15 protein-coding genes, 6 tRNA genes, 1 other RNA gene and 1 pseudogene are annotated in these 26,019 nt (G+C 40.0%); 5 read left to right on the top strand and 18 right to left on the bottom strand.

The features are described 5' to 3' along the window. Nucleotides 1-283: 283 nt before the first annotated feature. Nucleotides 284-2,440: a TonB-dependent receptor family protein gene (locus D172_RS03760; RefSeq protein WP_007378852.1), complete on the top strand. Its 2,157-nt coding sequence runs from the start codon at nt 284-286 to the stop codon at nt 2,438-2,440. A gap of 489 nt (nt 2,441-2,929) precedes the next feature. Here the strand turns inward: D172_RS03760 and rlmB are convergent, their stop codons facing one another. The 7 genes from rlmB to D172_RS03725 all read right to left on the bottom strand — a co-directional run bounded on the left by rlmB (nt 2,930) and on the right by D172_RS03725 (nt 11,813). Beyond that, entirely contained in the window at nt 2,930-3,673 is a 744-nt protein-coding gene (gene rlmB / locus D172_RS03755) for a 23S rRNA (guanosine(2251)-2'-O)-methyltransferase RlmB (protein ID WP_007378377.1), read from the bottom strand. Further along, a complete protein-coding gene (gene rnr, locus D172_RS03750; protein WP_007378378.1) occupies nt 3,670-6,165 on the bottom strand; it encodes a ribonuclease R in 2,496 nt (831 codons plus the stop codon). The genes rlmB and rnr overlap by 4 nt, the downstream gene beginning before the upstream one ends. A gap of 201 nt (nt 6,166-6,366) precedes the next feature. Then, nucleotides 6,367-7,101 (bottom strand): enoyl-CoA hydratase/isomerase family protein, encoded by a 735-nt coding sequence (locus D172_RS03745; RefSeq protein WP_007378379.1) that lies wholly within the window; start codon nt 7,099-7,101, stop codon nt 6,367-6,369. A 431-nt stretch (nt 7,102-7,532) separates the two neighbouring features. Then, nucleotides 7,533-8,699 (bottom strand): FAD-dependent monooxygenase, encoded by a 1,167-nt coding sequence (locus tag D172_RS03740; RefSeq protein ID WP_007378380.1) that lies wholly within the window; start codon nt 8,697-8,699, stop codon nt 7,533-7,535. After that, complete coding sequence (ubiH, locus tag D172_RS03735; protein ID WP_007378381.1) at nt 8,696-9,883, bottom strand: 2-octaprenyl-6-methoxyphenyl hydroxylase; 1,188 nt, start codon at nt 9,881-9,883, stop codon at nt 8,696-8,698. Before ubiH ends, D172_RS03740 begins: the two co-directional genes overlap by 4 nt. Nucleotides 9,884-9,898: 15 nt before the next feature. Then, the gene (gene pepP, locus D172_RS03730; RefSeq protein ID WP_007378382.1) at nt 9,899-11,221 is read right to left on the bottom strand and encodes a Xaa-Pro aminopeptidase; all 1,323 of its coding nucleotides are present in this window, start codon (nt 11,219-11,221) and stop codon (nt 9,899-9,901) included. 28 nt (nt 11,222-11,249) lie between these two features. Further along, on the bottom strand, nt 11,250-11,813 hold the full coding sequence (locus D172_RS03725; protein ID WP_007378383.1) for a UPF0149 family protein: 564 nt from the start codon (nt 11,811-11,813) through the stop codon (nt 11,250-11,252). 193 nt (nt 11,814-12,006) lie between these two features. Between D172_RS03725 and ssrS the strand changes: the two genes are divergently transcribed. Then, nucleotides 12,007-12,189: non-coding RNA, 6S RNA (gene ssrS / locus D172_RS21175), on the top strand. Nucleotides 12,190-12,375: 186 nt separating this feature from the next. Here the strand turns inward: ssrS and D172_RS03720 are convergent. The 9 genes from D172_RS03720 to D172_RS03680 all read right to left on the bottom strand — a co-directional run bounded on the left by D172_RS03720 (nt 12,376) and on the right by D172_RS03680 (nt 19,467). After that, the gene (locus tag D172_RS03720; RefSeq protein WP_007378384.1) at nt 12,376-15,459 is read right to left on the bottom strand and encodes an efflux RND transporter permease subunit; all 3,084 of its coding nucleotides are present in this window, start codon (nt 15,457-15,459) and stop codon (nt 12,376-12,378) included. Then, nucleotides 15,456-16,772 (bottom strand): efflux RND transporter periplasmic adaptor subunit, encoded by a 1,317-nt coding sequence (locus D172_RS03715; RefSeq protein WP_007378385.1) that lies wholly within the window; start codon nt 16,770-16,772, stop codon nt 15,456-15,458. The genes D172_RS03720 and D172_RS03715 overlap by 4 nt, the downstream gene beginning before the upstream one ends. Next, nucleotides 16,762-18,177, bottom strand: coding sequence for a TolC family protein (locus D172_RS03710; RefSeq protein WP_033023821.1), 1,416 nt, complete (start codon nt 18,175-18,177; stop codon nt 16,762-16,764). Before D172_RS03710 ends, D172_RS03715 begins: the two co-directional genes overlap by 11 nt. Before the next feature lie 482 nt (nt 18,178-18,659). Next, nucleotides 18,660-18,735 (bottom strand) — tRNA-Thr (locus D172_RS03705). A gap of 102 nt (nt 18,736-18,837) precedes the next feature. Next, nucleotides 18,838-18,913 (bottom strand) — tRNA-Phe (locus tag D172_RS03700). Between the two features lie 67 nt (nt 18,914-18,980). Further along, a tRNA-Thr gene (locus tag D172_RS03695) sits at nt 18,981-19,056 on the bottom strand. A 57-nt stretch (nt 19,057-19,113) separates the two neighbouring features. Further along, nucleotides 19,114-19,189 (bottom strand) — tRNA-Phe (locus D172_RS03690). Nucleotides 19,190-19,244: 55 nt separating this feature from the next. Beyond that, nucleotides 19,245-19,320, bottom strand: a tRNA-Thr gene (locus D172_RS03685). Between the two features lie 71 nt (nt 19,321-19,391). After that, a tRNA-Phe gene (locus tag D172_RS03680) sits at nt 19,392-19,467 on the bottom strand. A gap of 338 nt (nt 19,468-19,805) precedes the next feature. Between D172_RS03680 and D172_RS03675 the strand changes: the two genes are divergently transcribed. Continuing rightward, nucleotides 19,806-22,580: a hybrid sensor histidine kinase/response regulator gene (locus tag D172_RS03675; RefSeq protein WP_007378388.1), complete on the top strand. Its 2,775-nt coding sequence runs from the start codon at nt 19,806-19,808 to the stop codon at nt 22,578-22,580. A 59-nt stretch (nt 22,581-22,639) separates the two neighbouring features. Here D172_RS03675 and D172_RS03670 read toward each other — a convergent pair whose 3' ends face one another. Both D172_RS03670 and mutY read right to left on the bottom strand, forming a co-directional pair. Then, nucleotides 22,640-22,912: an oxidative damage protection protein gene (locus D172_RS03670; protein ID WP_007378389.1), complete on the bottom strand. Its 273-nt coding sequence runs from the start codon at nt 22,910-22,912 to the stop codon at nt 22,640-22,642. 33 nt (nt 22,913-22,945) lie between these two features. Next, a pseudogene (mutY, locus tag D172_RS03665) lies at nt 22,946-24,006 on the bottom strand (A/G-specific adenine glycosylase). 161 nt (nt 24,007-24,167) lie between these two features. Between mutY and trmB the strand changes: the two are divergent. Continuing rightward, nucleotides 24,168-24,893, top strand: a complete 726-nt coding sequence (gene trmB, locus D172_RS03660) for a tRNA (guanosine(46)-N7)-methyltransferase TrmB (protein WP_007378392.1) — start codon at nt 24,168-24,170, stop codon at nt 24,891-24,893. 64 nt (nt 24,894-24,957) lie between these two features. Further along, nucleotides 24,958-25,983, top strand: coding sequence for a methyltransferase (locus D172_RS03655; RefSeq protein WP_007378393.1), 1,026 nt, complete (start codon nt 24,958-24,960; stop codon nt 25,981-25,983). The last annotated feature ends 36 nt before the right edge of the window (nt 25,984-26,019 follow it).

Here is a 26,019-nt window from a genome sequence, read left to right as displayed (position 1 = left end):
CACCAATAAACATAACCAATTGAAAAATAAAATGAATTAACGATAATCACATCTAAACTAGTTAATATAAAGCGCTTAAAAGTAAATATACCTAGTTCAAACTTTATAACTAGTTAAGTAATTACAAACTGCTACAAAAGAAATAATTTAGTTAACTAAGTTGCATAAGTAGGTGTTTTTAGTTCTAAAAAACTGAATCATTAAATAGTTAATAACATTGATTCGTATTCGTTAACGTGTTCCAATTACGCCAATTTGGATAATTGACATAATTAGGAACACAATGAACCCTAAATTTTTAGTATCTACCCTAGCAACTGCGGTTGCTTTGTCTTTTAGCGCTACTGCAATAGCAAAAGACACCAGCAATAAAGAACAACGCTTTGAACAAATTACCGTTATTGGCTCTCAGCAGGCAATTAACGATATTCCTGGTTCGGCTACGTTTATTTCTGAAGAAGAGCTTCAAAAATTCCAGTTTACCGATATTTCTCGCGTTTTAGCATCTGTTCCAGGCGTTTACGTGCAAGAAGAAGATGGCTACGGCCTTCGTCCTAATATTGGTATGCGCGGTACAGGTACTGGCCGTAACGATAAAATATCAGTAATGGAAGACGGTGTGTTAGTTGCACCAGCGCCATATTCGGCACCTTCTGCTTACTACTTCCCTACTATGGGTCGTATGGAATCTATTGAAGTATTAAAAGGCGCAGCCTCAGTTAAGTACGGCCCGCGTACTACGGGTGGTGTTTTAAACTTACTTTCTCGCAGCTTACCCACTGAGCCAAATAGCTCAAAAGGTATGGTAGATGCAGCCCTTGGTAGCGACGGTTACTACAAAGGCCACGCTTACTTTGGTAAAGAAAAAAATAACACAGCAGGTTTAATTGAAGTATTTACTTACGGCGCAGATGGCTTTAAAGAGCTGCCAGTAGGTAATGACAACACCGGTTTTGAAAAAACAGATTTACTATTAAAGTTTGGCCACACGTTTGGTCAAAACGATGCGCATAATCTTGAGCTAAAAATTAAGTACTCTGACGAAACATCAGACGAAACATACATGGGCTTAACTGACGAAGATTATAAACAGAGTCCTTACCGTCGTTATGCTGCATCGCAAAACGATGAAATGAATACGCGCCACAACGCATATCAACTTAACTACGCGTACCGTTTTGGTGATGGCTATGAGTTTTTAGCAACCGCTTACTTAAACGATTTTCATCGCAACTGGTACAAAGCCAGCAAAGTAAGCGAAAGCTACCTTGAGCAATACAGCGAATTTGAAGCAAACCCGACAAGCGAAGGCATTGAAGGTATTGCTGTTAAAGCTAATAATCGCGATTACCAAGCTAAGGGGATTCAGTCTGAATTACATATTCCGGCAGGCGATCATTACATCACTGTTGGTGTGCGTTACCACGAAGACGAAATGGATCGTTTTCAGTGGGAAGACAAATACACACTTAATCAAGACCTAAGCTTAACGCTTACAGAGCAAGGCGTTCCGGGCTCTGATAGCAACCGCGTAGATAGTGCCGAAGCAAGCACCTTGTTTATTCAAGACGAGTGGACAATTGATGCATTAGTAATAAGTGCTGGTCTTCGTTATGAAGACATTACTATTACGCGTGAAGAGTGGTCTAAATCAGATCCAACGCGCAGCAACGGTTTAACTAAAGATGTGTCGAACGATACCGAAATTTTAGTTCCGTCGTTAGGTGCTACTTACACGCTTAACGAAAACGTAACGCTACTTGCGGGCATTCAAAAAGGTTATGCGCCAGCAGCACCTGGTAATGCAGACCAAGAAGAAGAAGAAAGCGTAAACATTGAGTTTGGCTCTCGCTTCAACATGGATAGCTTTAGTGGTGAAATAATTGCCTTTTATTCTGACTACGACAACATGCACGGTAACTGTACTGCAGCGGTTGGTTGTAGCGACGACAACATTGGCGACCAATACAACTACGGTGAAGTAGAAGTAGCAGGCTTTGAATTTAGTGCAGCACGTACGTTTGCAACTGATACAGCTATGTTCCCAGTTAAATTAACATACACCTACACAGACTCTGAGTTTAAAAACGATTTTGATTCAGAAATTTGGGGCGCGGTAGAAAAAGGCGATGCAATGCCTTACGTACCAGAAAACCAAGTAGCGTTATCGTTAGGTGCAGAGTTTTCTGCGTTTGTAGTTAACAGCCAAATACGTTACGTATCTGATGCGCATGCTAACTTAACTGAGTCGGGCTTAAACGCAATTGATAGCCGCGTAGTATGGGATTTAGCCGCTAAATACTTAATCGATGAAAATCAAAAAGTATACCTAAGCGTTGATAACTTGTTTGATAAAACATACGTTGCTAACCGTTCAAACGGTGGCATTCAGCCAGGTAAGCCGCGTACTGTACAGATGGGCTACACTTACTCATTCTAAATTAAAAGCTGGTTAAACGGTTCACTAACAGCGTTAATAATTTTTTATGTAAAAGCACTACACATCTAAACTATTACCTTGTTATTAAACCGTTTACCTGCGCTTTGTATAGGAGAAATAGTTCACTAGCTACGTTAAAAGTAACTCATATAAGAACACTATATTTTGTTATTTTTGCCTTATACCAATCTGCTTATATATGAGGTCTATTTAACGTTAAGAAAATTACACTAGAACTAGGCAATAATTTTTGTATCTAGTTGTTCTAAATAAAAAATTTTTAACGACGTTATAGTGCAATTTAATTCGTTAAATTGATCAAAGATTTATGCAGCTTGGTATTACTATAGAGCTATTTTCCTATCGCTATAATAGAGCATCAATTGGTGTAAAGTTAAAGCGTAAATTACAGACACAAAAAAGCCGAGATTGAATTTCAATCTCGGCTTTTTTAATACTTAATTTTAATTAGGTATTATTTATTAGGTATTAGTTATTTGCGTTACGTTGGCGTAAAACTTCAAACAAACAAATACCCGTGGCTACCGATACGTTTAAGCTTGAAACTGTACCTGCCATTGGAATTTTAACAAGCATATCGCAATGCTCACGCGTTAAGCGTCGCATGCCCTCGCCCTCTGCACCCATAACAATAGCCATTGGGCCTGTTAAGCTTGCATCAAATACGTGGTTATCAGTTTCGCCAGCAGTGCCTACAACCCATACGCCTGCATCTTTAATTTCGCGAAGCGTACGCGCGAGGTTAGTCACTTGAATAAGCGGTACTGTTTCGGCTGCGCCACAAGCTACTTTACGCGCTGTGCCGTTAAGCTTTGCAGAGCGATCTTTAGGTACAATGATAGCGTGAACACCAGCAGCGTCTGCACTACGCAGGCATGCGCCTAAGTTATGCGGATCGGTAATACCATCAAGCACCAGTAAAAACGGTGTGTCTTCACGAGCGATTATCGCATCAAGATCTTTTTCGTTAAACGTTGGCGCTGCTTTTACGTTAGCAATAATACCTTGATGCTGCTCACCTTTTGATTTGCTATCAAGGGCTTTGCGCTGCATAAACTGTACTGAAATACCAAATTTACGTGCTTCATCAATAATCGGAGTTGAGCGTTTGTCGTCACGACCTTTAAGGGCATAAATTTCTACAAAGCGCTCTGGTTCGCTTTCTAAAATTGCTTCAACAGAATGAAAGCCAAAAATTAATTCATTACTCACGTATTGTCTGCTCCTGGGCTAGTACGTTTACGGGCATTTTTGCCTGCTCTTTTAGGCTTTTTAACGGCCTTTTTCTTCGGTTTTTTCTTTACGGCAGTGTCTGCTGCTTTTTTATCTGCAGGTTTTGTTGCAGACTTATTTGCAGGCTTGCCTTTATCTTTATTTGCTGGCTTTTTTTTACCTTTTGGTTTGTCATCGCTGTGCGACTTTTTACCCGGTACTTTGCCTGCTTTTAATTGCGAACGCACACTTGCTGGCGCATGCTCAGATTTGCCTGAGCCTTTTTTAGGTGCACGACGACGTGAGTATCTGTCTTGTGCAACATCGCCTTTAAGCGTTAAGTTTATACGGCGATCGTCTAAACTAACCGATGCAACTTTAACTGTTACTTTATCGCCAAGGCGATAAACAGTATGCGAGTGCTCACCTATTAGGGTGTGTTTTGCAGCATCATGTGCAAAAAACTCATCGCCTAAATTAGTAACGTGAATAAGCCCATCAATTTGTAAATCATCTAAACGAATAAACAAGCCAAAGTTAGTGACCGATGAAATAACACCGTTAAACTCGTCACCTACGTGATCTTGCATAAACTCACATTTAAGCCAGTCGGCTACTTCGCGAGTTGCATCATCGGCGCGGCGCTCTGTTGTAGAACACTGCTCACCTAGTTGATCAACTTCGTCGTCTGTATAAGCATATTCGCCAGACGTTTGCTGACCTTGTGCTTTTATTACTGCTTTAATAGCACGATGCACGACTAAATCTGGGTAACGACGTATTGGCGATGTAAAATGCGCGTAAGCCGATAACGCTAAACCAAAGTGACCAATGTTATCTGGCTGATATACAGCTTGTTTCATTGAACGCAGTAACATAGTTTGAATAAGTTCAGCTTCTGGGCGGTCACCTAGTCGCGCTAATACTTGCGTTATTTCTTTTGGTGTTGGCTCGTCGCTTAATGTACTTTCAATACCTAACTCGCCTAAAAACTTAGTAAAGTTACCTAGTTTTTCTTGGTCTGGTTCGTCATGCACACGATAAAGCGCACTCGCTTCATGCTTTTCAAGAATTTTAGCCGCCGATACGTTGGCTAAAATCATACATTCTTCAATGAGTTTGTGCGCGTCGTTACGAATAACAGGCACTATTGATTCTATTTTACGTTGAGCGTTAAATACAAAACGTGTTTCTAGGGTTTCAAACTCAATGGCACCACGGTCTTGGCGTGCTGCTTTAAGTGCCATGTACATTTGCTGTAAATCAGTTAAATGTGGCACAACGGCTGAGTATTCTTCGCGTAGTTTTTCGTCGTTTTGTAAAATGGCATTTACTTTGGTGTAAGTTAAACGTGCATGCGAGTTCATCACGGCTTCGTAAAACTTATAACCCGAAAGTTTACCCGCGCTCGATACGGTCATTTCGGCAACCATACATAAGCGATCTACTTTTGGATTAAGCGAACATAATCCGTTAGAAAGCACTTTTGGTAGCATCGGAATTACTTGCTCAGGAAAATACACTGAGTTACCACGCAAAATTGCTTCTTTGTTAAGCGGCGTGTTCATTCCTACGTAATGCGATACATCGGCAATGGCAACCCATAAGCGCCAGCCACCTGATTTTTTAGGTTCACAGTATACGGCGTCATCAAAGTCGCGTGCATCTTCGCCATCAATAGTTACAAGTGGTAAATCACGTAAATCTACGCGACCTTGTTTGTCAGCTTCTTCAACAAATTCACCTAGGTGAGCAACTTGTGCTTCAACTTCTTCTGGCCATACATGTGGAATATCGTGATTGCGCAGTGCAACTTCAATTTCCATACCTGGGGCTAAATGCTCACCAAGTACATCTATAACTTTACCTACCGCGTTCATGTTACGGCTTGGATTTTGCGTAATTTTAACCTGCACCATTTGGTTATGGCGGGCACCGTTTTCGTTGCCTGGTAAAATCATTATATCTTGCGTTATGCGCGGGTCTTCAGCGACTACCACAGCAACACCGTGCTCAACAAAGTAACGGCCAACAATTGGCGCGCGCTCGTTAGTAAGCACTTTTATAATACGTGCATCGCATTTTGAGCCAGAACCACGTTTAGTGCCTTTAGCTAGTACAATGTCGCCATGTAACACCATATTCATTTGGTGCTTAGCAATGAACCAATCTTTACTCTCGCCTTCAACTTCTAAAAAGCCGAAACCGTCTCTGTGGCCTATTACTTTGCCTTTGGTTAAACCGGCTTCGTCAATTAGGGCGTAGCATTTAAATTTATTGAAATACAGCTGTCCGTCACGCTCCATAGCGCGAAGGCGGCGTTTAAATGCTATTTGGCGTTCGTCATCGTTTACTGCTAGTTCTTCACATAATTGCGCGTAGTTAGCAGGCTTTGAACGCTCTTGAAGGTGAGTAAGTATAAACTCACGACTAGGGACTGGGTTTTCGTACTTTTCTTGTTCTCGACTGAGATTTGGATCTTGGTTTGACATTCACTATCTTGTTAGTTGGTTATGTAGGTATTTTAACCCATATAGTTATAATGAGACAGGTAAAAGCTATTAAACTTTTAAGAAAGCACTTTTACCTTACTGTTTACCTTGGTGTATAGTTGAAAAATCTAGCGCAATGGAGCTTAACGATCCCTTAACTGCAAAGCATTTAGTCATCTAGTAACAATACTAAGACTTATACTATTTTTTTTGTAGGTTTTTCCACAGCAGTTTACTTATATTATCAATAAAGCTTGGGTCTTCTTCTTTCATCGTAAGTAAAATCTGCTTATTCATTTGTGTTTTATTTTGAGCGTAAATCCAACGGTTTTTATTAAACTGCTGGGCAAACTCAAGTGCACCCGCTTGTAGTTCGTCATTATTTGCAAACACAGCTTCAACTACTTTGTTCTCTAGCAGCTGCTCTGCACCAACCCGCTCTCCTGACATAGCTAGACGATTAAAGAATGTTTGCGAAATTGCTTTATTAATTATAGGAAACATCGACGGAACAAACGGCACCATAACATCCACTTCAGGAAAACAAAAAAAGCCTTTGTCTGATTTCATAAATCTAAAGTCGCACGCACACGCAAGTACAGCACCATTACCATAGGTATGCCCGTTTAACACAGCAATAATAGGCATAGGAAAAGTAACGATGCGTTTAAATAAATCGCCTATTTGCACCATAAAGTCAGAAATTGCTGCAGGTAAAATACTTGGATTAGACATCCATTGAAGGTCGATACCCAATGACCAATTTTTATCACTCGAAGACGTTAAAATAACTGACTTAATATTTTGATCTGCTTCAATGTGGTCTAGGTGTAAATTAAACTCAGCCAAAAACGCTGGATTATGACGGTTTTCAGCGGTATTCATGGTGAGTATAGCTGTGTTATTTTTAGTTGTTAGTTCTATTAAATTTGCCATTAAATCCTCTTTTTTGCTTTTTAAGTTAACTTTAAGCGCAGTTCATTATTTTTATAGTTATCAATAATACCAACTCGATTAATTAAGTGGTCTATTTTGGGGCAAGAAAACCTTGTCGATTATAAGGCAAATTAGTTGTTCTATATCAGAAAATTTTAACACAGTTAGTGTCAGATTTAATCCCTCAAATTGATTAAGTATTATTGCGGATTGGTATAAGGCATGTTTATTTTTTGAGGTTAAATTTCCAGCGATATGTTTAACTTGGCGCTTATAAAATTCGAGGTTTTGTAATTAATCGTCTTGAATTCAAGTGTTTAGTTTGGATGAATTTCAAAAAATAAGAAGCACTTAATTTAACTCAATATAAACATTAAAAAAGGCGCTCTTAAATTAAGCATCGTTCTTTACAAAACTTATTGTCGATGTTTTTACTTTCCTATCGCTTCTTTGGCGAACAAGTGTTTTATTGGCCCTAGGTTATCAACTAGCGACAACCCTACTCCGCGAATAAGCTTTTTAAACGGATTAGCCCCTTCAAATAACTCTTTTAGCCCTTGCATCATGGCTATGTGTTTTTGTGCGTCGAGCTTACGGGTACGTTCGTAATCGCGAAGTGTGCGCGTGCTTGCAAACTCCTTGCTATCACTTGTTAAAAGCTCAATTAAATAAGCCGCATCTTTTAGGCCTAGGTTCATACCAAGCCCTGCAAGTGGATGGATTGTATGTGCAGCATCGCCAATGAGTACCACTTTGCCTGAAACCCATTGCTGAGCGTAGCGCATTTTAAGTGGGAAAGCCACGCGCTTACTTTGCACTTCACACAAACCGCATTGACCATCTATTGCAGCCATAACGGCTTTATTAAAGCTGCTGTCGTCCATTGCAAGCAGCTCATCGCAGTGGTTTGGGCTTGTAGACCATACTATTGAATGCGTATTTGCATCGCTCAGAGGCAAAAATGCCAGTGGCCCGGTTGGTAAAAACACTTGGCGTGCGGTATTTGCGTGCGGCTCTTTAGTTTTAACAGTCGCAACTAGCGCATGATGGCCGTAATCTTTAAAGCTCAGCGCCATATTAAATTGTTTACGTATAGCTGAATTTGCACCATCAGCCGCCACCAGCAGTTTTGCAATAATTGGCTCGCCGCTTTTAAGCGTTATAAATACATCAGATTCGCTTTGATGTATTTGCTGATACTGCGTATCAAACATTAGTGTTGCACTGCTTTGTTGCTCTAGCTCTTTTATAAGCGCGTAGCGGATAATGTCGTTTTCAACAATATGGCCTAAATGTTCAAGCTCAAGTTGTTCGTTATCAAACGCTATTTTGCCAAAACTGTCGGCATCACGTACATCCATATGTGTATAAGCGCACGCTCGCTGTGCGATAATTTCGGGCCATACATTTAACTGCTCAAGCAAGGTTTGACTTGCAATGCTTAGCGCACTTACGCGCAAACCATATTCGTCAGTTGGCAACGCTTGTGTTGGTGCTCCGTCGAGTACAACGACGCTTATATCGGCTTTTGCCAATCCAAGTGCCAGTGTCAACCCTACGCAGCCACCACCTACAATACAAACCTGTGCTTGCTTCATAAACGCCTACCTTGTTTAACTTGCCCCATTAACTGTTTGGCTAATGGCGCTTTTAATGCGGGAAATAAATCCATCGAAAACAACCCAATACTGCGCCCCAATGCGAGCACTCGCGATGAGTTTGAAAAAAGCCTAACAAGTGCATCGGTTAAACTCATTACGATTTTTATATCATCACAGCGCTTTTTTGAATATTCACGTGTAAACGCATAGCTGCCTAAATCGTGTTGGCTGTTTGTTATTAAATTACTAAGTACTTGCACGTCGCGAAGGCCTAAATTAAAACCTTGCCCTGCAATAGGATGAATAGCATGTGCAGCATTACCAATAACCACTGTACGGTGCGCAATTAAAGACTCAACTTGCCCGTAAACGAGCGGGTAACTCGTGCGCATGCCTACTTTAGTAAATTGCCCACCGCGATAACCAAACGCGCTTTGCAGTGCACTTATAAAGTCTTGTTCATTAAGTGCCATGTGCTGTTCAACCTGCTCTTGACGCATACACCATACTAACGAATAACGGTTATTGCTCATGGGTAATAACGCCATAGGCCCGTTTTGTGTAAAGCGCTCAAAGGCATGATTATTATGCCCACCAGCCACTTCTACATTAGCAATAATAGCGCCTTGTTCATAAGGCTGGGTATTAAAACCAAGCCCAAGTAAACTACGTGTTGGTGATTGTGCGCCATCAGCAATAACCAATAGCGCTGCGTTTAATTGCTCGCCGCTTTGTAGGGTGAGTGTATTGCTATGCAGAGTTTGCTCAATGGCAGTTACGCTATCGGGGCACAAAAGCGTAATATTTGACTGCGTTAAACGCAGGTGAAGCGCTCGGCCAAATGGATTTACTTCTACTACGTAACCAAGTGAGGGCTTAGCAAATTCGTCGCAATTAATGTGCGCTTTGCCAAAGTGGCCTCTATCAGACACGCTCACTTTTTTGATTGCTGCGGTGTAAGGGGCATTTTGCTCAAATAAATTGAGGCTTTGTAAATACTCTACCGATTGCTGAGCAAGTGCAATACTTCTGTCGTCAAAGCTTGGGTGGTAGTCGCCGGTTACTTGATTAGCTTCTACAACGGCAATATTTAACGCGGGATTAGTTTTAGCCACACTTAATGCGCAGCTTGCTCCTGCTAAACCACCGCCAATAATAACTACATCAAACTGCTTAGCCACTTTACTCTCCGAGCTTTATACGTTTTTAGCACTTTGCATAAGTGCTTCTATATCGCTAATTTTTTTAGGTACGCTTAGGGTCAAGTTTTCATGGCCGGTTTCGGTAACTAGCAAGTTATCTTCGATACGAATACCAATGCCTTTGTATTTTTGCGGTGCGCTTGAGTCTTCGCTTATATAAAGCCCAGGCTCTATGGTGAGTACCATACCGGGCTCAAATGCACGCTCAACGTTATTTACTTTGTAATCGCCAACATCATGTACATCTAAACCAAGCCAATGTCCAAGCCCGTGCATGTAATATTCTTTACATGCCCCTTTTGCCATTAGCTCATCAAAGTCGCCGGTTAAAATACCTAAATCAAGTAAACCTTGGGTCATTACTTCCATTGCACGTTTATTAGCGTGCGACATAAACCCGCCGGGTTTTACTTCATCAAAAGCAACTTCTTGCGCTTTAAGAACAATATTATAAAGCGCGGCTTGCTCTTCGCTAAATTGTCCATTTACTGGAAAAGTACGGGTGATATCGGCGGCGTAACCTTGTAGCTCGCAACCGGAGTCTATAAGTACCAGGTCGCCATTTTTTAATACGTCGCTATTTTGCGTGTAATGTAAAATATTGGCGTTGTCGCCACTACCAACAATTGTGCCGTACGCCGGGTGCGGCGCACCATTCATGGCATAATGATGATGTAGCTCAGCCTCTAGCTGAAATTCAGTAGCTCCGGGGTGTGAAAAACGCATAGCGCGCATGTGCCCTCGCGCACTAATTTCACAGCCTTCTCGCATAACATCTATCTCGCTTGGCGATTTAAACAAACGCATTTCATGAATAAGGCCGCGTATTTCTTTTAAAGTACTCGGTGCTTTAAGGCCTTTTCGTGAGCCACTTCGAAGTGTACCTAGTAACGAAAACACTTTAGTATCAAATGAAGGATAAGCACCTTGTGCAAAATAAATCGCATCTTTTTCATTTAGTATATCGAGTAGCTTATCGTTTAATTCACTTAGCGGGTAAGCTTCATCAAACAAGTAGTCACTTTTAGCTTTATCAAAGCCAACCCTGCGGCCATGCCAAATTTCGGCAAGCTTGTCTTTATCTAAGCAAAATAAAGTACTCGGTGCATCGCTGTTGTTACATAGTACAAGTACAGCGTCGGGTTCGTTAAAGCCTGTTAAATAGAAAAAGTCGCTATCTTGTCTAAATGCATATTCGGTATCGCGGCTGCGCGTCACTTCGCTCGCAGCAGGGATAATAGCAACGCTATTTTTATCCATTTGCGCAAGTAAACGCTCGCGGCGTGCTTTAAATTCTGACTTTTGTACTTCAACCATTATTAACCAACCCGTTTAACTTTTTAAACTAATGAAGTGTTTTTTTAGTACTTTGCGTGTTTTGCTCTTTACCAAGCTCTGCAAAACAAAGTAGTGCTGATACGCGCACATATTCAATCACTTCGTGCAGCGCTTGGCTGTCTTCTTCGGTTTCTTCAAAAGTGGTATCTAAGCGAGTGATTTCGCTAAAGTCAGTAATAACTTCTTTAACATCGCTCGATAGTTTACCGTAATCTTTTTGCTTTAAGCCAAAACCAAGCATAAAGCCTGCTACCCATGATACGAGACCATTAGCCTGATCGATGAGTGTTTCATCGTCGCTTGGTAAAAATAAATCAAACTGAAATTCATCATCATTAAAGCTCGCAACTACTTGCTTATAAATAGTGCCAAAAAACTGCTTTAAATCGTTACTAAACGATTCACCATCGTTAAACACATCGCTTAAAAGGCCTAAGTATTCTTTGTCGTCAATGGTTAAACCACACGCAAGTAAACCACTAATTACACCATGCGCTTCAGCAGGTGATACAAATATTTCGTTTTTTTCTAAAAGCAGTTGAGCTTTTTCGTAATCGGGTAAATCGTTCATAATCGAATCTTCGCTTTGCAAGTTAAGGCAATGCTACCACTCGATAAAAAGCAACTCCAATTAATTGTATGATCAAGCTCAAAAACCATGCGATAAAGTAAATGGCGAGTTAAAGGTGCGGGAAAACTAAGCGAACGGTTTAATTTTTTACGTTTGGGGTTTAAGGATTGGATTATGTCTTATATACTTAAATTGTTCCCTGGGGTACCGGAGCTTGGTTAAGTCCCTGAGCCGATAAATTTTATACCAGGATTTCTGTTCGTCTACTATTGTGCAAGCTCGGCATGTACCGAGAAGCCTACGGTAAACCGCAGATTTCCGCCCTGAAACCTTCTGGTTTCAGGACTGAAACCGGGTACCGTATCTTGGGGAACACCTTTTTTGCAAACCCTCGCCTTTAAAAGGCTTTATCAAAAAAATTAACCTTCCTGTTTACTCTTATATTTATCTAAATTTTTTATTCACTTATCTTCAATTGTCTAATATTACTTTTTAGCTTATAAAAAAAGCCGCAGGTAATTACTTACCTACAGCTTTAATAATCACGTATTTAAGAGTGAAGTTATTTAAACCAACCTTGAAAACGCTCCATTAGCATGTAGTTTATTGGTACTAACAATAAAGTAATAAAGGTCGCAAAAATAATCCCAAACCCTAAGCTCACCGCCATTGGTATTAAAAACTGCGCCTGAGTCGCTTTTTCAAATAATAACGGCATTAAGCCAATAAAGGTCGTTAAACTAGTTAGCATTACAGGGCGAAAACGCGATGCACCTGCAATTTTAACCGCATCTAGTAATTTGCCGCCTTCACTGCGCTTTTTATTGATAAAATCAACTAGTACAAGGGAGTCATTTACTACCACCCCAGTTAAAGCGAGCATACCAAGCAAGCTCATAATGGTTAAATCCATGCCCATAATCCAATGCCCGACTACAGCACCTATCATGCCAAATGGAATTACACTCATTACTATAATTGGCTGTAAGTAAGATTTAAGCGGTATTGCTAATAGCGCATAAATTATGAAAAATACAAACACAAGTGCCCAAGCCAATGAGCCAAACGACTCTCGCTGCTCTTTAGCCTCACCTTCTAGTTTATAATCTACTCCAGGATATTGCTGCATTAATCCATCTAAATACTCCGTTAGGTCAGCCTGAAGTATGGTCATGTTGGTGTTATTTTTTTCAATATCCGCTGTTACATTTAAAGTACGGTAGCGGTCTATTCGGTTAATGGTTGATGGACTTTGCCCTGCGGTAAGAGTTGCAACATGCGATAACGGCACCGAGCCACCAGCTGGTGTATTTATAAGTATATTTTGTAAATCGGCTACAGAGCGACGCTCTTCAATAGGCAAGCGTACCATTACACGAACATCATCACGTCCGCGCTGAATACGCTGTACTTGCGAGCCAAAGAACGAGTTACGCACTTGCCCTGCAACATTGACTCTATTTAAACCCAGCGCTAAGCCTTGCTGCGTGAGCTCTATTTGTAACTCTTCTTTACCATCAGACATGCTATCGGCAATATCAAACACCGTTGGGTAGGTCGATAAACGGGTTTTAATGTGATCAGCCACGTCTTGTAAAATAGTCAACGAAGTCCCGCTAAGCTGAACATCAATTGGGTCAGAACTTCGGCCAATTTCAGCTCTAAACGTTAAACTTTCGGCGCCTGGAATGACACCAATTAAATCGCGCCATTCGCTGGCAAGCTCTCTTGATCCTATGTCTGATTCACGCTTTTCAGCCGGTGTAATTTCAAAGCGTACAGAACCTGAATTAGATACACCACCGCGCCCACCTGTTGTGGCTAATATATTTAAAATAACGCTTTCCCCCGTATCTGGGTCGCGGTATTTTTCTTGTAATTGCTGCGCCTTTTGCGACATATCAATTACGTATTTATTAGTGACTTCAAACGGCGTACCTGTTGGTAGTGTTAAGTTAACGCGGACTGTTTCGCTTGGTATACGCGGGAAAAATACAAACTTAGTCCAACCGCTAGTGATCATGGTTAAAATTATTATAAACACACCAACAAACAAACTTACCGAAGCCAATTTATGGCGCAGTGCTAAATTTAAAGTGGGTTGATAGTATTTTAAAATCGCGTTTTCAAATCCATCTGCAAAACGCTGTTGAATAACATCAAACTTTGAAGGTTCGCCTTTTTCGTGGCGTAGTTTTATATATTTTAAATGTGCTGGTAGTACAAATTTAGATTCAATCAATGAAAACAATAATACCGGAATAACCACTACCGGTATTTGTGCAAACAAGGCACCACGCGCCCCTTCAATAAAGGCCAAAGGTAAAAAGGCAGCGACGGTAGTCAACACACCAAATGTTACTGGTGTTGCTACTTCTTGAGTACCTAAAATTGCGGCCTGCTCGCCCGACGTAGCTGTTTTTAAATGGGTGTAGACGTTTTCACCGGTAACTATGGCGTCATCAACAACAATCCCCAGTACCAATATAAAGCCAAATAAGCTCATAATATTAAGGGTTACGCCAAAAATAGGCATCGCTAAAAACGCGCCCATAAACGAAACCGGAATACCAATAAATACCCAAAATGCAATTGCAGGGCGTAAAAACAAAGTAAGTAAAGCCAGTACTAAAATACCGCCTTGTAGGGCATTGGTCGTTAGTGTGGCAATTCGACTTTTAACCAGCTCCGAATCATCATCCCAGTAACTTAGTTCAAACCCTTGTGGAAGGAAGCTTTGTTGCTCTTTTATATAGTTTTTAACATCGTCAGCAACTGTAATCGCACTTTGTGGACCAATTCGATATACGTCGATAAATGCAGCTTGCTTACCATTAAAGCGAGTACGTACTGGTGTTTCTTCAAAATCGTCTTTAATTATTGCAATATCGCCTAAACGAATAATAGTGCCGTCAGCTTGGTTTTTAACAACAATATTGGCAAATTCATCTTTACGATATGCTTGCCCTTTAGAGCTTATAAGTACGTCCCCACCTTCAGTTTTTAAGTTACCAGCAGAAATATCAGAGCTTGAATTAGCAATGGCACTCGATATTTGTGCAAGGCTTAAATCGTACTGGCGAAGAACGTCTTGGCTTACTTCAATGGCAATTTCGTAATCACGAACGCCACTTAGCTCTACCTGTGTTACATTAGGCAAACGTAGAATTTGATCGCGTACTGTTTCTGCATATTCGCGGGTTTCTTTTTCGCCGTAGTCACTCGATACGGTAACCGCGATAACTTCGCGAATTCGCTCAGCAAGCGCGACTATTGGCTTTTCAGCATCGGCTGGAAAAGTGTTAATTGCGTCTACACGACTTTTAATATCGGCTAAAAGCTCACGCGGGTCGTAGCCCGTTTCAACCTCTATTGTTACAGAGCCAGAACCTTCAGAAGAGCGGCTAAATATTTGCTTAATACCTTCTAAATCTTGTACGGCTTCTTCTATACGAATTGTTACGCCTTGCTCTACATCCTCTGGTGTTGAGCCACGCAAACTTACGTTCACGCTTATCATGTCGGTTTCGAATGAAGGGAATACTTCAAGCGGTATTTTGCTTGATAGGCTAAAAAGCCCCGACAGCAGCAACGTTACTAGCAATAAGTTAGCTGCAACATGGTTTTTGGCAAACCAAGCTATCATGGCTTATCTCCTTGCTTTGCTGGACGGCGTTTTTTTAACTCTTCAACACTAATACCAAGCTCTTTTGCTTTTTGTTCAAGTTGCTCAGCTGTAGGGCGCTTTCCTTTACCTTGCCCATTCGCTCCACGGCTTTTAGGTTGATCTGCACTTTGTTCACCTAAAATACTTACTTGAGTTCCTGAACTTACTTGACCAAGTGGAGTAATAACAAGCTTGTCATTTGCGTTTAAACCGGTTTTTATCATCGCCTGAGTCGCATTTTGCCAAGCTAGTGTGATGTCTTTACGCTTAAGTACGCCACCTTCAACAATGTAAACGTACGTTCCTTGATAAATTGTACTGTTAGGAATTATAAGTGCGTTAGATACTGTTCTGCCGGTAATTTGCGCTTTTATATACTGCCCAATTTTTATTGGGTACTGGTTATTTGCTGTTGCTTTATACGGGTCATTAATTTTAGCAACTACATAAAGCTGCTGTGCTCCTTCATCTATAGCACCTTCTGTGCGTGCTAATTGACCTTGCCACGTTTGCTCACCTACTAAGTCAGAAGTAAATTTAACAATTGAACCCGCTTGGTTTTTAGCACCATCGCGATACTGCTCTGGTAAATTTACAAATGGGAGATCTTTATTTTTAATTGGTAGGCGAATCTCAACGCTATCGATTGCGTAAATGGTGGCTAGCTGTGTGTTGTTAGTAACCACTTGCCCTAAATCAACACTACGGCTGAGTATACGCCCCGCATATGGCGCCGTTACTTTAGTGCGCTCTAAATCAAGCATCGCTTTTTCAAGTGCTGCCTGCGCCGATAAAACCTCAGCTTCAGCGGCTGCTAGTTGTGGCTCACGTAGTACTAAACTGCTTGCCTGATTTGAGCCGCCAAGGCGCTTCCAATCGGTAATAGCTTGTTGCCCACGCGCCTTCTCTTCTAGCAAACCTTGCTCTGCGGTTAATAAATTGGCTTGAGCAGATTTAACTTCAGCTTGATGATCTCTGTCGTCTAGTTTTAAAAGTACATCGCCTTTTTCAAAAAAACCGCCTTCTCTAAAGTCATCACTTACTTCAATTATTTGTCCAGATGCCTGAGCCACTAACAAGCTTTGTGTACGTGGTTTTACAGTACCGTAGCTGTCTATCATCACTTGATAATTTTGTGGTTTTAGCTCAAGCGCAGCCACACTTATTGATGCCTTAGGAGGTGTCCCAAAGCGTTTAGCCTCAGGCGTGTTATTTTTAATAAACATAACAATTAAAATAGTGGCAACTATAACCACCGCTGGAATAATAATTTTTGCTGTTTTAGTTTTCATCGTTATTGCTCTTTAGTTCACTTGAGGGCTTTGCAAAATCACCACCAAGGGCAATGTGTAAGTTAATTCTATTGGCTATTAATTGGTTTTTAATATCGATTAAGGAGCTTTGCGCGTCAAAAGAACGGTCTTGGGCATCAAGCACAGTTGTATAAGTCACCAAGCCACTTTGATACTGCTCAAACGACAATTGCTCTGCAGCAAGTGCGTTTTCTTGTGCCTCTAATGTGCTTGTATATTGAGCTTTGAGGGACTGCTGCTGCGAAATTGCATTTTCAACATCGCCAAACGCGTCATAAAGCGTTTGTAAATAAAGCTGCTCTTGCTTTTGAGTATTAAGACGCGCTATTTCTTCGTTGGCTTTTAAGCGCCCTCCTTCAAAAAGTGGCGCTGAAATACTACCTAATAAAGACCATGCAAGGCTTGATGGAGAAAACAAGTCGCTTACTCGGTCTGTACTATCACTTAATGAAGCTGTTAAATCTAAACTTGGAAAGCGTTGTTTATGCGCATATGCCAATGATGCGTCGGCTGCTAAAAGCTCATACCAACTTGCACGTAGAGTAGGTTTTCGCGTTATAAGCTCAGAAGGTAATCCTAGAGGAATATCGGTATTAATAACAGGTAAGTCACTACTAGCAGTAATGGCACCTTTTGGGTATTCACCAAGTAAACGCTCAAGTACACGTGCTGATGCCGATAAACTCGCTGTTTGAGTGGCAATGCGAGAGCGTTCATTATTAAGCTCATTACGCGCTAAATATACATCGAGCGCTTCGTTTATACCTTGGCGATAGCCAGACTCAATAATATCGAGATTTTGTTGTGCATTGGCTTCACGACGCTTAAATAAATCCAGTAATTGCTGCGCCGTAACCACATCGAACCAGCCTGTTACTACATCAGCAACGAGTTGCTGTTTAGCTTGCTCAAATCGTGCCTGTTGCGCTAAATAGTTAAGATTAGCTTCGCGCTTAGCGTCAGAAAGCTTACCCCATAAATCAACCTCGTAAGTTAAATTTAAACTTACGGAGCTTGCGTTGTCGTAACTTACAGGGCGGTTGTCTTTACTACGGCTTGTACGTGTTGATAAATCGAGGCTTGGCCAAAGTGCAGCGCCCGAGACTATAAGTTGCTGCTTTTGAATTTCAACATCATAACTCGTTTGCAAAAGCTGTTGGTTATTTTTAAGTGCTTGTTGTACAAATTTGTTAAGCGTAGGATTTTGTAATTGTGTAAGCCATTGCTCTTGTACTTTTAATGCTGAGCTTGATGCTTCTTGCTGCCATTGCTGAGGCATATTATTAGGCGCTTGCATGCGCTGCGACGAGTTCAAATCACTCGCACAGCCGCTAAGCAGCATCACACTAATTGCCAATAGGGTTGGCTTGCATTGCCAAATCATAATTAAACCTAAATTACTGCTATTTATGAGGTTAATTCAAGCACTTTGGCAAATTTTGCTCAACCTACTTTACATAACATTACATAGCTAGCGATGAACTAACATAATAGCCAGTTATACGGTAAAAATGAGCAAATGATCAGCAATTTTTAACAATAAAAAATTAATTTTTTGTAATGTGTTTAAGAGATTAAATATACAAAAAAAAAGCCCCGCTATAAGCGAGGCTTTTAAATAAATGGTGCCGACTAACAAAGTCGAGCGGGTAACTTATACAGACTACTGATTACAAGTCAGTTACTTTAAGTTACCTAAATAAATGGTGCCGACTAACCGAGTCGACGGGTAACTTGAACAGACTACTGATTACAAGTTAGTTGCTTTAAATTACCTAAAATAAATGGTGCCGACTAACCGAGTCGACGGGTAACTTGAACAGACTACTGATTACAAGTTAGTTGCTTTAAATTACCTAAAATAAATGGTGCCGACTAACCGAGTCGAACGGTTGACCTACTGATTACAAGTCAGTTGCTCTACCAGCTGAGCTAAGTCGGCACACAAAACTGTGTGCTAAGGCACGTTCAATTTTAAAGATTGAGAACTTTTATAAAGCACTTAAAATAAAAAAACCTTGCATGAGCAAGGCTTTTCAATAAATGGTGCCTCGACGCGGAATCGAACCACGGACACGAGGATTTTCAATCCTCTGCTCTACCGACTGAGCTATCGAGGCACATAAACTGTGCTAGTTAACTAAATTTTCTAAGTTAACTTTTTACTAAACTAGTTTAGTAAATAAATGGTGCCGACTAACCGAGTCGAACGGTTGACCTACTGATTACAAGTCAGTTGCTCTACCAGCTGAGCTAAGTCGGCACACAAAACTGTGTGCTAAGGCACGTTCAATTTTAAAGATTGAGAACTTAAAGTAAATGGTGCCTCGACGCGGAATCGAACCACGGACACGAGGATTTTCAATCCTCTGCTCTACCGACTGAGCTATCGAGGCACATAAACTGTGCTAGCTAAAAGTAAAATAATTATTTAACTTTTAGCTTTATAAATGGTGCCGACTAACCGAGTCGAACGGTTGACCTACTGATTACAAGTCAGTTGCTCTACCAGCTGAGCTAAGTCGGCACACAAAACTGTGTGCTAAGGCACGCGTAATAATGTTTAAACTGTTGATTAAACACCACTACTTTAATAAATGGTGCCTCGACCCGGAATCGAACCAGGGACACGAGGATTTTCAATCCTCTGCTCTACCAACTGAGCTATCGAGGCACTTAAACAGTGCTAATTAAAAACCTTAAATGATTTTTAATTCAATTCCCACTCATCTCTACCGACTGAGCTATCTGGGCGTGCGGCGTATTAAACGAGTTTTGCCCTTACAAGTCAACTTTTTTTTTATCCTTTATAACCGTTTGCACGGTTTTCAGCCAACCCCGTACGTTTTTTATTAATAATGTTTATTTTTCCTACAACAAAAGTTGATGTAGCATATAAATACACTGAAACCAGACTAAAAACGTAGTGAATTATTTTTTTTAGGTGTTACGATTACTCAGATAAATACGATAAGGACTTATCGTAGTAAAATATACCAACGGGAACAATCAATGCAGAGTAAATATTCTTCGCCGGTAAAGGGCTTACTACCTCTTTTTTTAATCATTAATATAGTAGTGACATCGCTTGCTATTGTTGCCTATTCACTTTACTCACAAAATCAAACTCATTCTGAAAAAATAGAGCCGTCTATAAATATTGCAGATCTCGCAACTAGGCTTGATTTACCTTTGGTCGATGCTTTAACTATGTATGGCCAAGGTAAAGTAAGGCAGTTACTCGATTTAACCTCATTATTAAATAATGACTTTCATTACACTTTGTATCGCTTTAACTCCACTTCACAAACAGAATTAGTATATAGCAGTACCAAACCAGCAATCGCTTCTATTAAACTAAATGAGCACCTAATTGACGATGGTGTTTTACATCACTTACTAATGTTAAACGACCAACCTATTGGAGAGCTTATAATTAAGCAAAAGCAATCCAACCTTTTACTTACCATGCAGAACTCCCAAGTTGTTACCTATCTAATCGCTATTGCCAGTGTTATAGCACTGTTTATATTTGCATTAATGTTTAATGCTTATATAAACAATCGCTTACGTGCAAGCACTGGTTTGCTAACCGAAGAGCTTCAAGCCATCGCTGAGAACGGTAATTACGATAGTAATGTAAGTGAACAACTTGAAATAGGTTTAAATGTTGTTGCGCAAAATATTAATCTGTTGCTGCAAAAAGTACAAACGGCAATGACAAATAACGACACAGCCCAAAAAGAGCTACAAAAGCTTCAAAACAGCTTAGAAACAGAAGTGCACAACCGCACACTGGCCCTTGAACAAGCAACGTTAAAGGCCGAACGAGCAAGTGAAACTAAAACAACTTTTTTAGCGACTATGAGTCACGAAATCAGAACACCGATGAATGGTGTTATAGGTACTATTGATTTACTTCGTCAAACAGAGCTTGATGGCGCTCAGCATCGTCTGAGTACCATTATTCGTGAGTCTGCATTTTCTCTACTAAGTATATTGGACGACATTTTAGATTTCTCAAAAATTGAAGCTGGTAAACTCAATATAGACCCAATCCCATTTTCAGTGACTGATACTATTGAAGAAGTTGCTCGAGTGCTCTCCTCCGTGGCAAAAAAACGTGAGCTTGATTTAGAGCTATCTATTGCCCCAGACATTCCGATAAACCTTATAGGTGATACTATTAGAGTACGCCAAGTACTCTATAACTTATGTAGTAATGCAATTAAATTTACTAGTACGGATGAAAAAACGCAGGGCCATGTGAAAATTTCAGTTGAAGTTGCACATAATACAGCCGATCACTTCACTTTACGTTTTTGTGTAACCGATAACGGTAAAGGGATGACGCAAGCTCAATTGCGAGAAATATTCAATCCATTTATTCAAGCAGAAAACTCAATCACAAGAGAATATGGCGGTACCGGTTTAGGCTTATCTATTTGTAAAAGCTTAACAGAGCTAATGCTTGGAACCATACACGTAAACAGCCATATTGGCATTGGTAGTGAATTCACTGTTGAGCTCCCATTTAGCACTTCGGGGAAAATAAAATATGATCACAAAGGAGCATTAAACGCTAAACATATTGTTGTTGTGAGTAATCACCTTGAGCGTCAAAAAGTAATGTATCGTTATTTATCATTTATGGGTGCTAAAATAACGAATGTGTATAATGAGCAGGAAATTGAAGAGCATCAATATGATCCGGATATAATTTGGGTCGTCGACGGTATCGACAATATGGATAAAATTAACGCACTTTTAAGACGTTTGCTTTATTCTTTGGAAGATAATAACCAACAAGTGGTAGTGCTGAGCAAACTAGATGAAGCAGCCATAAATCATAAAAATATTTTTTATATTAATGCAGCTCCATTATGTAAATCTAACTTTATGCTTTCAATACTTGTTGCCGCTGGCCTGCACCAACCAAAACAGATTAAGAAAACTAAAACGCTTAACAACTATTTAAATGTTGAGCAAGCCCGCAAAGCTAACAAACTAATACTACTTGTTGAAGATAACCTCTTAAATCAACAGGTATTAACCGACCAGTTACACATATTGGGTTACGGAGTAGAAGTTGCCAATGATGGCGTAGAAGGCCTTAATATGTGGCGTAAAGGCAATTACTCACTTATTTTAACTGATTTACATATGCCTAAAATGTCTGGCTACGACATGGTTGAAAAAATCCGAGGTGAAGCTGAGTTACTAGAAGCAATCGATGCCCAACCTTATATTGTAGCCGTCACGGCCAATGCTTTAAAAGGTGAGAAAGAGCGCTGTTTAGCAGTAGGTATTAATGATTTCATCACTAAACCCATTGAATTGAATGCATTAGAAAGTACTTTAAAACGCTGGAGCGATAAACAAAACAACGGTAAAAATGTTGTTATTCATCAAAATACCGCTTTACCTGTTGATATGGATGCCGTTGCTAAATATGTAAACGGTGATAAAGCTAAACAAATGCGTTTTTTCAAAATGTATTTAGAACAAAGCCAAAGTTTAATTAAATCTATTAATTCGGGTGTTATGGTAAGTGACTTAAATGAAATAATTGAAGGCTGTCACCAGTTAAAGTCAATATCAAAGACAATCGGTGCGCAAATGGTGGCCGATTTAGCAACGTCATTTGAAGATAAATGTAAGGCTGATGAACTAACAAGTGATGAGCTAATTGATTTAAGAGATAAGTTAGAGATTGAATATTCAAAAGCGGCTCAATTTTTAAAAGAACAAGTGAAAATTGCCGCACAAGACGATGAGCTAATTTAGCTATCGTTTAACAAAATTAAAAAGGGCTGTTAGACAGCCCTTTTTAATTTAAAGTAAAATTACTTTTCTGGAGGTCTATAACCTTCAATTTCTACATCTTTATTTTCAAACAAAAAGCCAACCATCTGCTCTTCTAAAAATATACGATGTTCTGGATCCATCATATTTAAATGCTTTTCGTTAATCAGCATTGTTTGCTTATGTTGCCACTGAGCAAATGCTTCTTTGGAAATATTATTAAAAATCTTTTCGCCAATTTCACCTGGGTATAATTGAAACCCAAGACCTTCTGCTTCTTTTTGTAACTTTTGACAAAATACTGTACGTGCCATAATTAATTCTCTTTAGCGATAAATGCAAACAGTTTAACCTATTGGTGCAATTTGTTTAACCAACTTTTTAGTCGGTGCGGCCAAACCAACTTCTATCGACTGATCTAATGGATACCATATTAACTGTCTGTCATTAACAACATCAGGAATACACTCTATATTCAGTACGTGTGGATTTATCGTTAGTTCAAAATGCGAAAATATATGTGCAAATGGATCAAGCTGTTTTAGCTGAGCCTTAAACCCTTGCTGCGCCATAAATACTTCTAGATCTGCGTACTCAGCAAATTCAAAAAAGCCAAATAACCCCCCCAAATTCCCGAATTAGGTCGTTTTTCCATTAAAACTTTGTCATTACACTTAATTATTAACTGATGACAGCTTTTTTTAGGCGTTGTTTTTTTAGGTTTTGAATGTGGGAACTCTTTTACCTTGCCTGCATTAAAAGCACCACAGCCTGAGTTTAATGGGCAAGCCTCGCAATCAAACCGACTGCGTGAGCAAACACTCGACCCTAAATCCATCATAGCTTGATTAAACTCGGTAACATTATCTTTAGGCGTTAACTGCTCTGATAAATGCCAAAGCTGGTTTTCGACTTTTTTAACACCATACCAGCCTTCAATCATAAAATAGCGCGCTAAAACTCGCTTCACGTTCCCATCTAAAATAGGGTGATGCTGCCCAAGCGACAATGATAAAACAGCCCCGGCAGTAGAGCGCCCTATTCCAGGTAAATCCATTACTTCATAGAGTGTTTTCGGAAACTCACCTTGGTATTTGTCACGTACTATTTTGGCTGTTTTATGTAAGTTACGCGCACGTGCGTAATACCCTAAGCCAGTCCAGTGATGCAGTACTAAGTCTTCATCCGCATCAGCTAAAGCTATGATATCTGGAAAGCTCTCCATAAATTTCTCAAAATACGGAATAACAGTAATAACTTGGGTTTGCTGCAGCATCACTTCAGACACCCACACTTTATAAGGAGTTTTACCTAGTTGCCATGGAAGCGTTTTACGCCCATGAAGGTGATACCAATCAACAACTTGATTAGAAAATAAGTGTGACTGTTCTTTATTTAAATCCAACATTTTTAACTTTTACTGATGCCCAATGGCGGCTCAGTCTATTGCAGTTAACAAAAAGATCAAGCTATACGCGGTGCAAAACCAGCTAATACTTGTGATTGCGGGCTCGGTCAGGGATAATATGCAACCATTTTTAAACACATTGTTTTTGTCAGGCCAATAATATGAGTGAATCAAGCAACACTAACCTTGAGCAAGCTAAGCAAGAAGGTAAATACATCCGCACCATTCGCAGTTTTGTAAAACGCGAAGGTCGATTAACCAAAGGCCAAGCCGCTGCAATCGAAAAATGCTGGCCAACAATGGGCCTAGAGCATAAAAACGGTATGCTTGATTTAAGCGAAGTTTTTGGCAACAACAACGATGTAGTCGTAGAAATTGGTTTTGGTATGGGTAAATCGCTTGTCGAAATGGCAACAAATGCCCCACATCTAAACTTTATCGGTATTGAAGTACACCGCCCAGGCGTTGGTGCTTGTTTAATGGATGCCGATGAAGCAGGCATTACCAACTTACGCATTTTTGAACACGATGCAATTGAAGTACTTGCAGATTGCATACCTAATGAAAGCTTAACCACACTGCAATTATTTTTCCCTGATCCTTGGCATAAAAAACGTCATCATAAACGTCGTATTGTACAAGCTGAGTTTGTTGAAAAATTAAGAACTCAATTAAAAATGGGCGGTGTTTTTCACATGGCTACAGATTGGGAAAACTACGCAGAGCATATGCTTGAAGTTATGAAAGTGGCACCTGGTTTTAAAAACCAATCTGAAACAAACGATTATGTTCCACGCCCAGATTTGCGCCCTCTTACTAAGTTTGAGCAACGCGGCCATCGTTTAGGCCATGGCGTATGGGATTTAATGTTTGAGCGTACTGAGTAATTAAATTTTAATTACTTAATCTCACTTTTAATAAAACTAAACATACTGTAAGGCAAAGCCATTTATGAGCGTATTAACCAACCCAAGTTTACTGTTACTTCGAAATAGCGAGGCACTAACGGGTAAATCTATCTTGGTGGTCAACTTTGTTCAAGATGGCTTTTTAACAGAGCTTAAAGAACTTAACCCGCAAAGCAAAGTAACTGCGTTTAGCTACAACCATGCTAACGGAGAGTTTGCTAAAAACACCAAAGATGTTGATATTCATGTAAGTCACACAATACCTGGTAACGACTACGATTTAGTTATTCTTTACTACCCTAAATCAAAACCAGAATTACTTATGGCACTTGATAATATCCGCTCTGCTATTACTGATGATGCCGAGCTATTGGTGGTAGGTGAAAACAAAAGTGGTGTTAAATCAATTGAAAAACAATTAGCTGGTAAAGCTGAGTTTAGTAACAAGATTGATTCAGCTAAGCACTGCGTTCTTTACTCATTTGCTGAAATAACCAAACACCCACACTTTGATATTACGACCTATCACAAAAAGTTTATTGTTAATGTTGCCGACACTGAGTTTACAGCTATCAGTGTTCCTGGGGTATTTAACCACGGCAGTTTGGATGCAGGAACAAAAATACTACTTGAAAACGCACCAACGATAAAACAAGGTAAAGTGCTCGACTTTGGCTGCGGCGCAGGTTTAATAGCAACCTATTTAGGACTGCAAAACTCTGCCCTTGAGTTTGTCTGTAGCGATGTTAGCGCCTTAGCAACATATGCAACAGAACAAACTTTAAAGCTAAATGGTATAAAAGGCATTGCTATATTAAGCGATGGTCTGAAAAATATTAGCGGAAAATTTGATTTAATTGTAAGTAACCCACCATTTCATACTGGTATTGCAACTGATTACACTGTTGCTGAAACTTTTCTTGCAAACGCAAAATTACATTTGACGAAAGTGGGCAAGCTGAATATTGTTGCTAACAGCTTTTTAAAGTACCCGCCTATTCTAGAGTCTCAATTTGCAGACTATCAAACGGTATTTAAAAATAATAAATTTGCTGTTTATATTAGCTAATTTAAATATTTAACTGATTGAGCACGTTAAGTGCTC

The sequence above is a fragment of the Pseudoalteromonas sp. Bsw20308 genome (assembly GCF_000310105.2).
Taxonomy (GTDB): Bacteria; Pseudomonadota; Gammaproteobacteria; order Enterobacterales; family Alteromonadaceae; genus Pseudoalteromonas; species Pseudoalteromonas fuliginea.
This window is presented reverse-complemented; position numbering and strand designations above follow the sequence as displayed.

Excerpts from the sequence above, each read along its gene's own strand:
- D172_RS03760 (WP_007378852.1), top strand. The coding sequence starts at position 284 with ATGAACCCTAAATTTTTAGTATCTACCCTAGCAACTGCGGTTGCTTTG.
- rnr (WP_007378378.1), bottom strand. The coding sequence starts at position 6,165 with ATGTCAAACCAAGATCCAAATCTCAGTCGAGAACAAGAAAAGTACGAA.
- D172_RS03745 (WP_007378379.1), bottom strand. The coding sequence starts at position 7,101 with ATGGCAAATTTAATAGAACTAACAACTAAAAATAACACAGCTATACTC.
- D172_RS03740 (WP_007378380.1), bottom strand. The coding sequence starts at position 8,699 with ATGAAGCAAGCACAGGTTTGTATTGTAGGTGGTGGCTGCGTAGGGTTG.
- pepP (WP_007378382.1), bottom strand. The coding sequence starts at position 11,221 with ATGGTTGAAGTACAAAAGTCAGAATTTAAAGCACGCCGCGAGCGTTTA.
- D172_RS03725 (WP_007378383.1), bottom strand. The coding sequence starts at position 11,813 with ATGAACGATTTACCCGATTACGAAAAAGCTCAACTGCTTTTAGAAAAA.
- D172_RS03720 (WP_007378384.1), bottom strand. The coding sequence starts at position 15,459 with ATGATAGCTTGGTTTGCCAAAAACCATGTTGCAGCTAACTTATTGCTA.
- D172_RS03715 (WP_007378385.1), bottom strand. The coding sequence starts at position 16,772 with ATGAAAACTAAAACAGCAAAAATTATTATTCCAGCGGTGGTTATAGTT.
- D172_RS03710 (WP_033023821.1), bottom strand. The coding sequence starts at position 18,177 with ATGATTTGGCAATGCAAGCCAACCCTATTGGCAATTAGTGTGATGCTG.
- D172_RS03675 (WP_007378388.1), top strand. The coding sequence starts at position 19,806 with ATGCAGAGTAAATATTCTTCGCCGGTAAAGGGCTTACTACCTCTTTTT.
- D172_RS03670 (WP_007378389.1), bottom strand. The coding sequence starts at position 22,912 with ATGGCACGTACAGTATTTTGTCAAAAGTTACAAAAAGAAGCAGAAGGT.
- trmB (WP_007378392.1), top strand. The coding sequence starts at position 24,168 with ATGAGTGAATCAAGCAACACTAACCTTGAGCAAGCTAAGCAAGAAGGT.
- D172_RS03655 (WP_007378393.1), top strand. The coding sequence starts at position 24,958 with ATGAGCGTATTAACCAACCCAAGTTTACTGTTACTTCGAAATAGCGAG.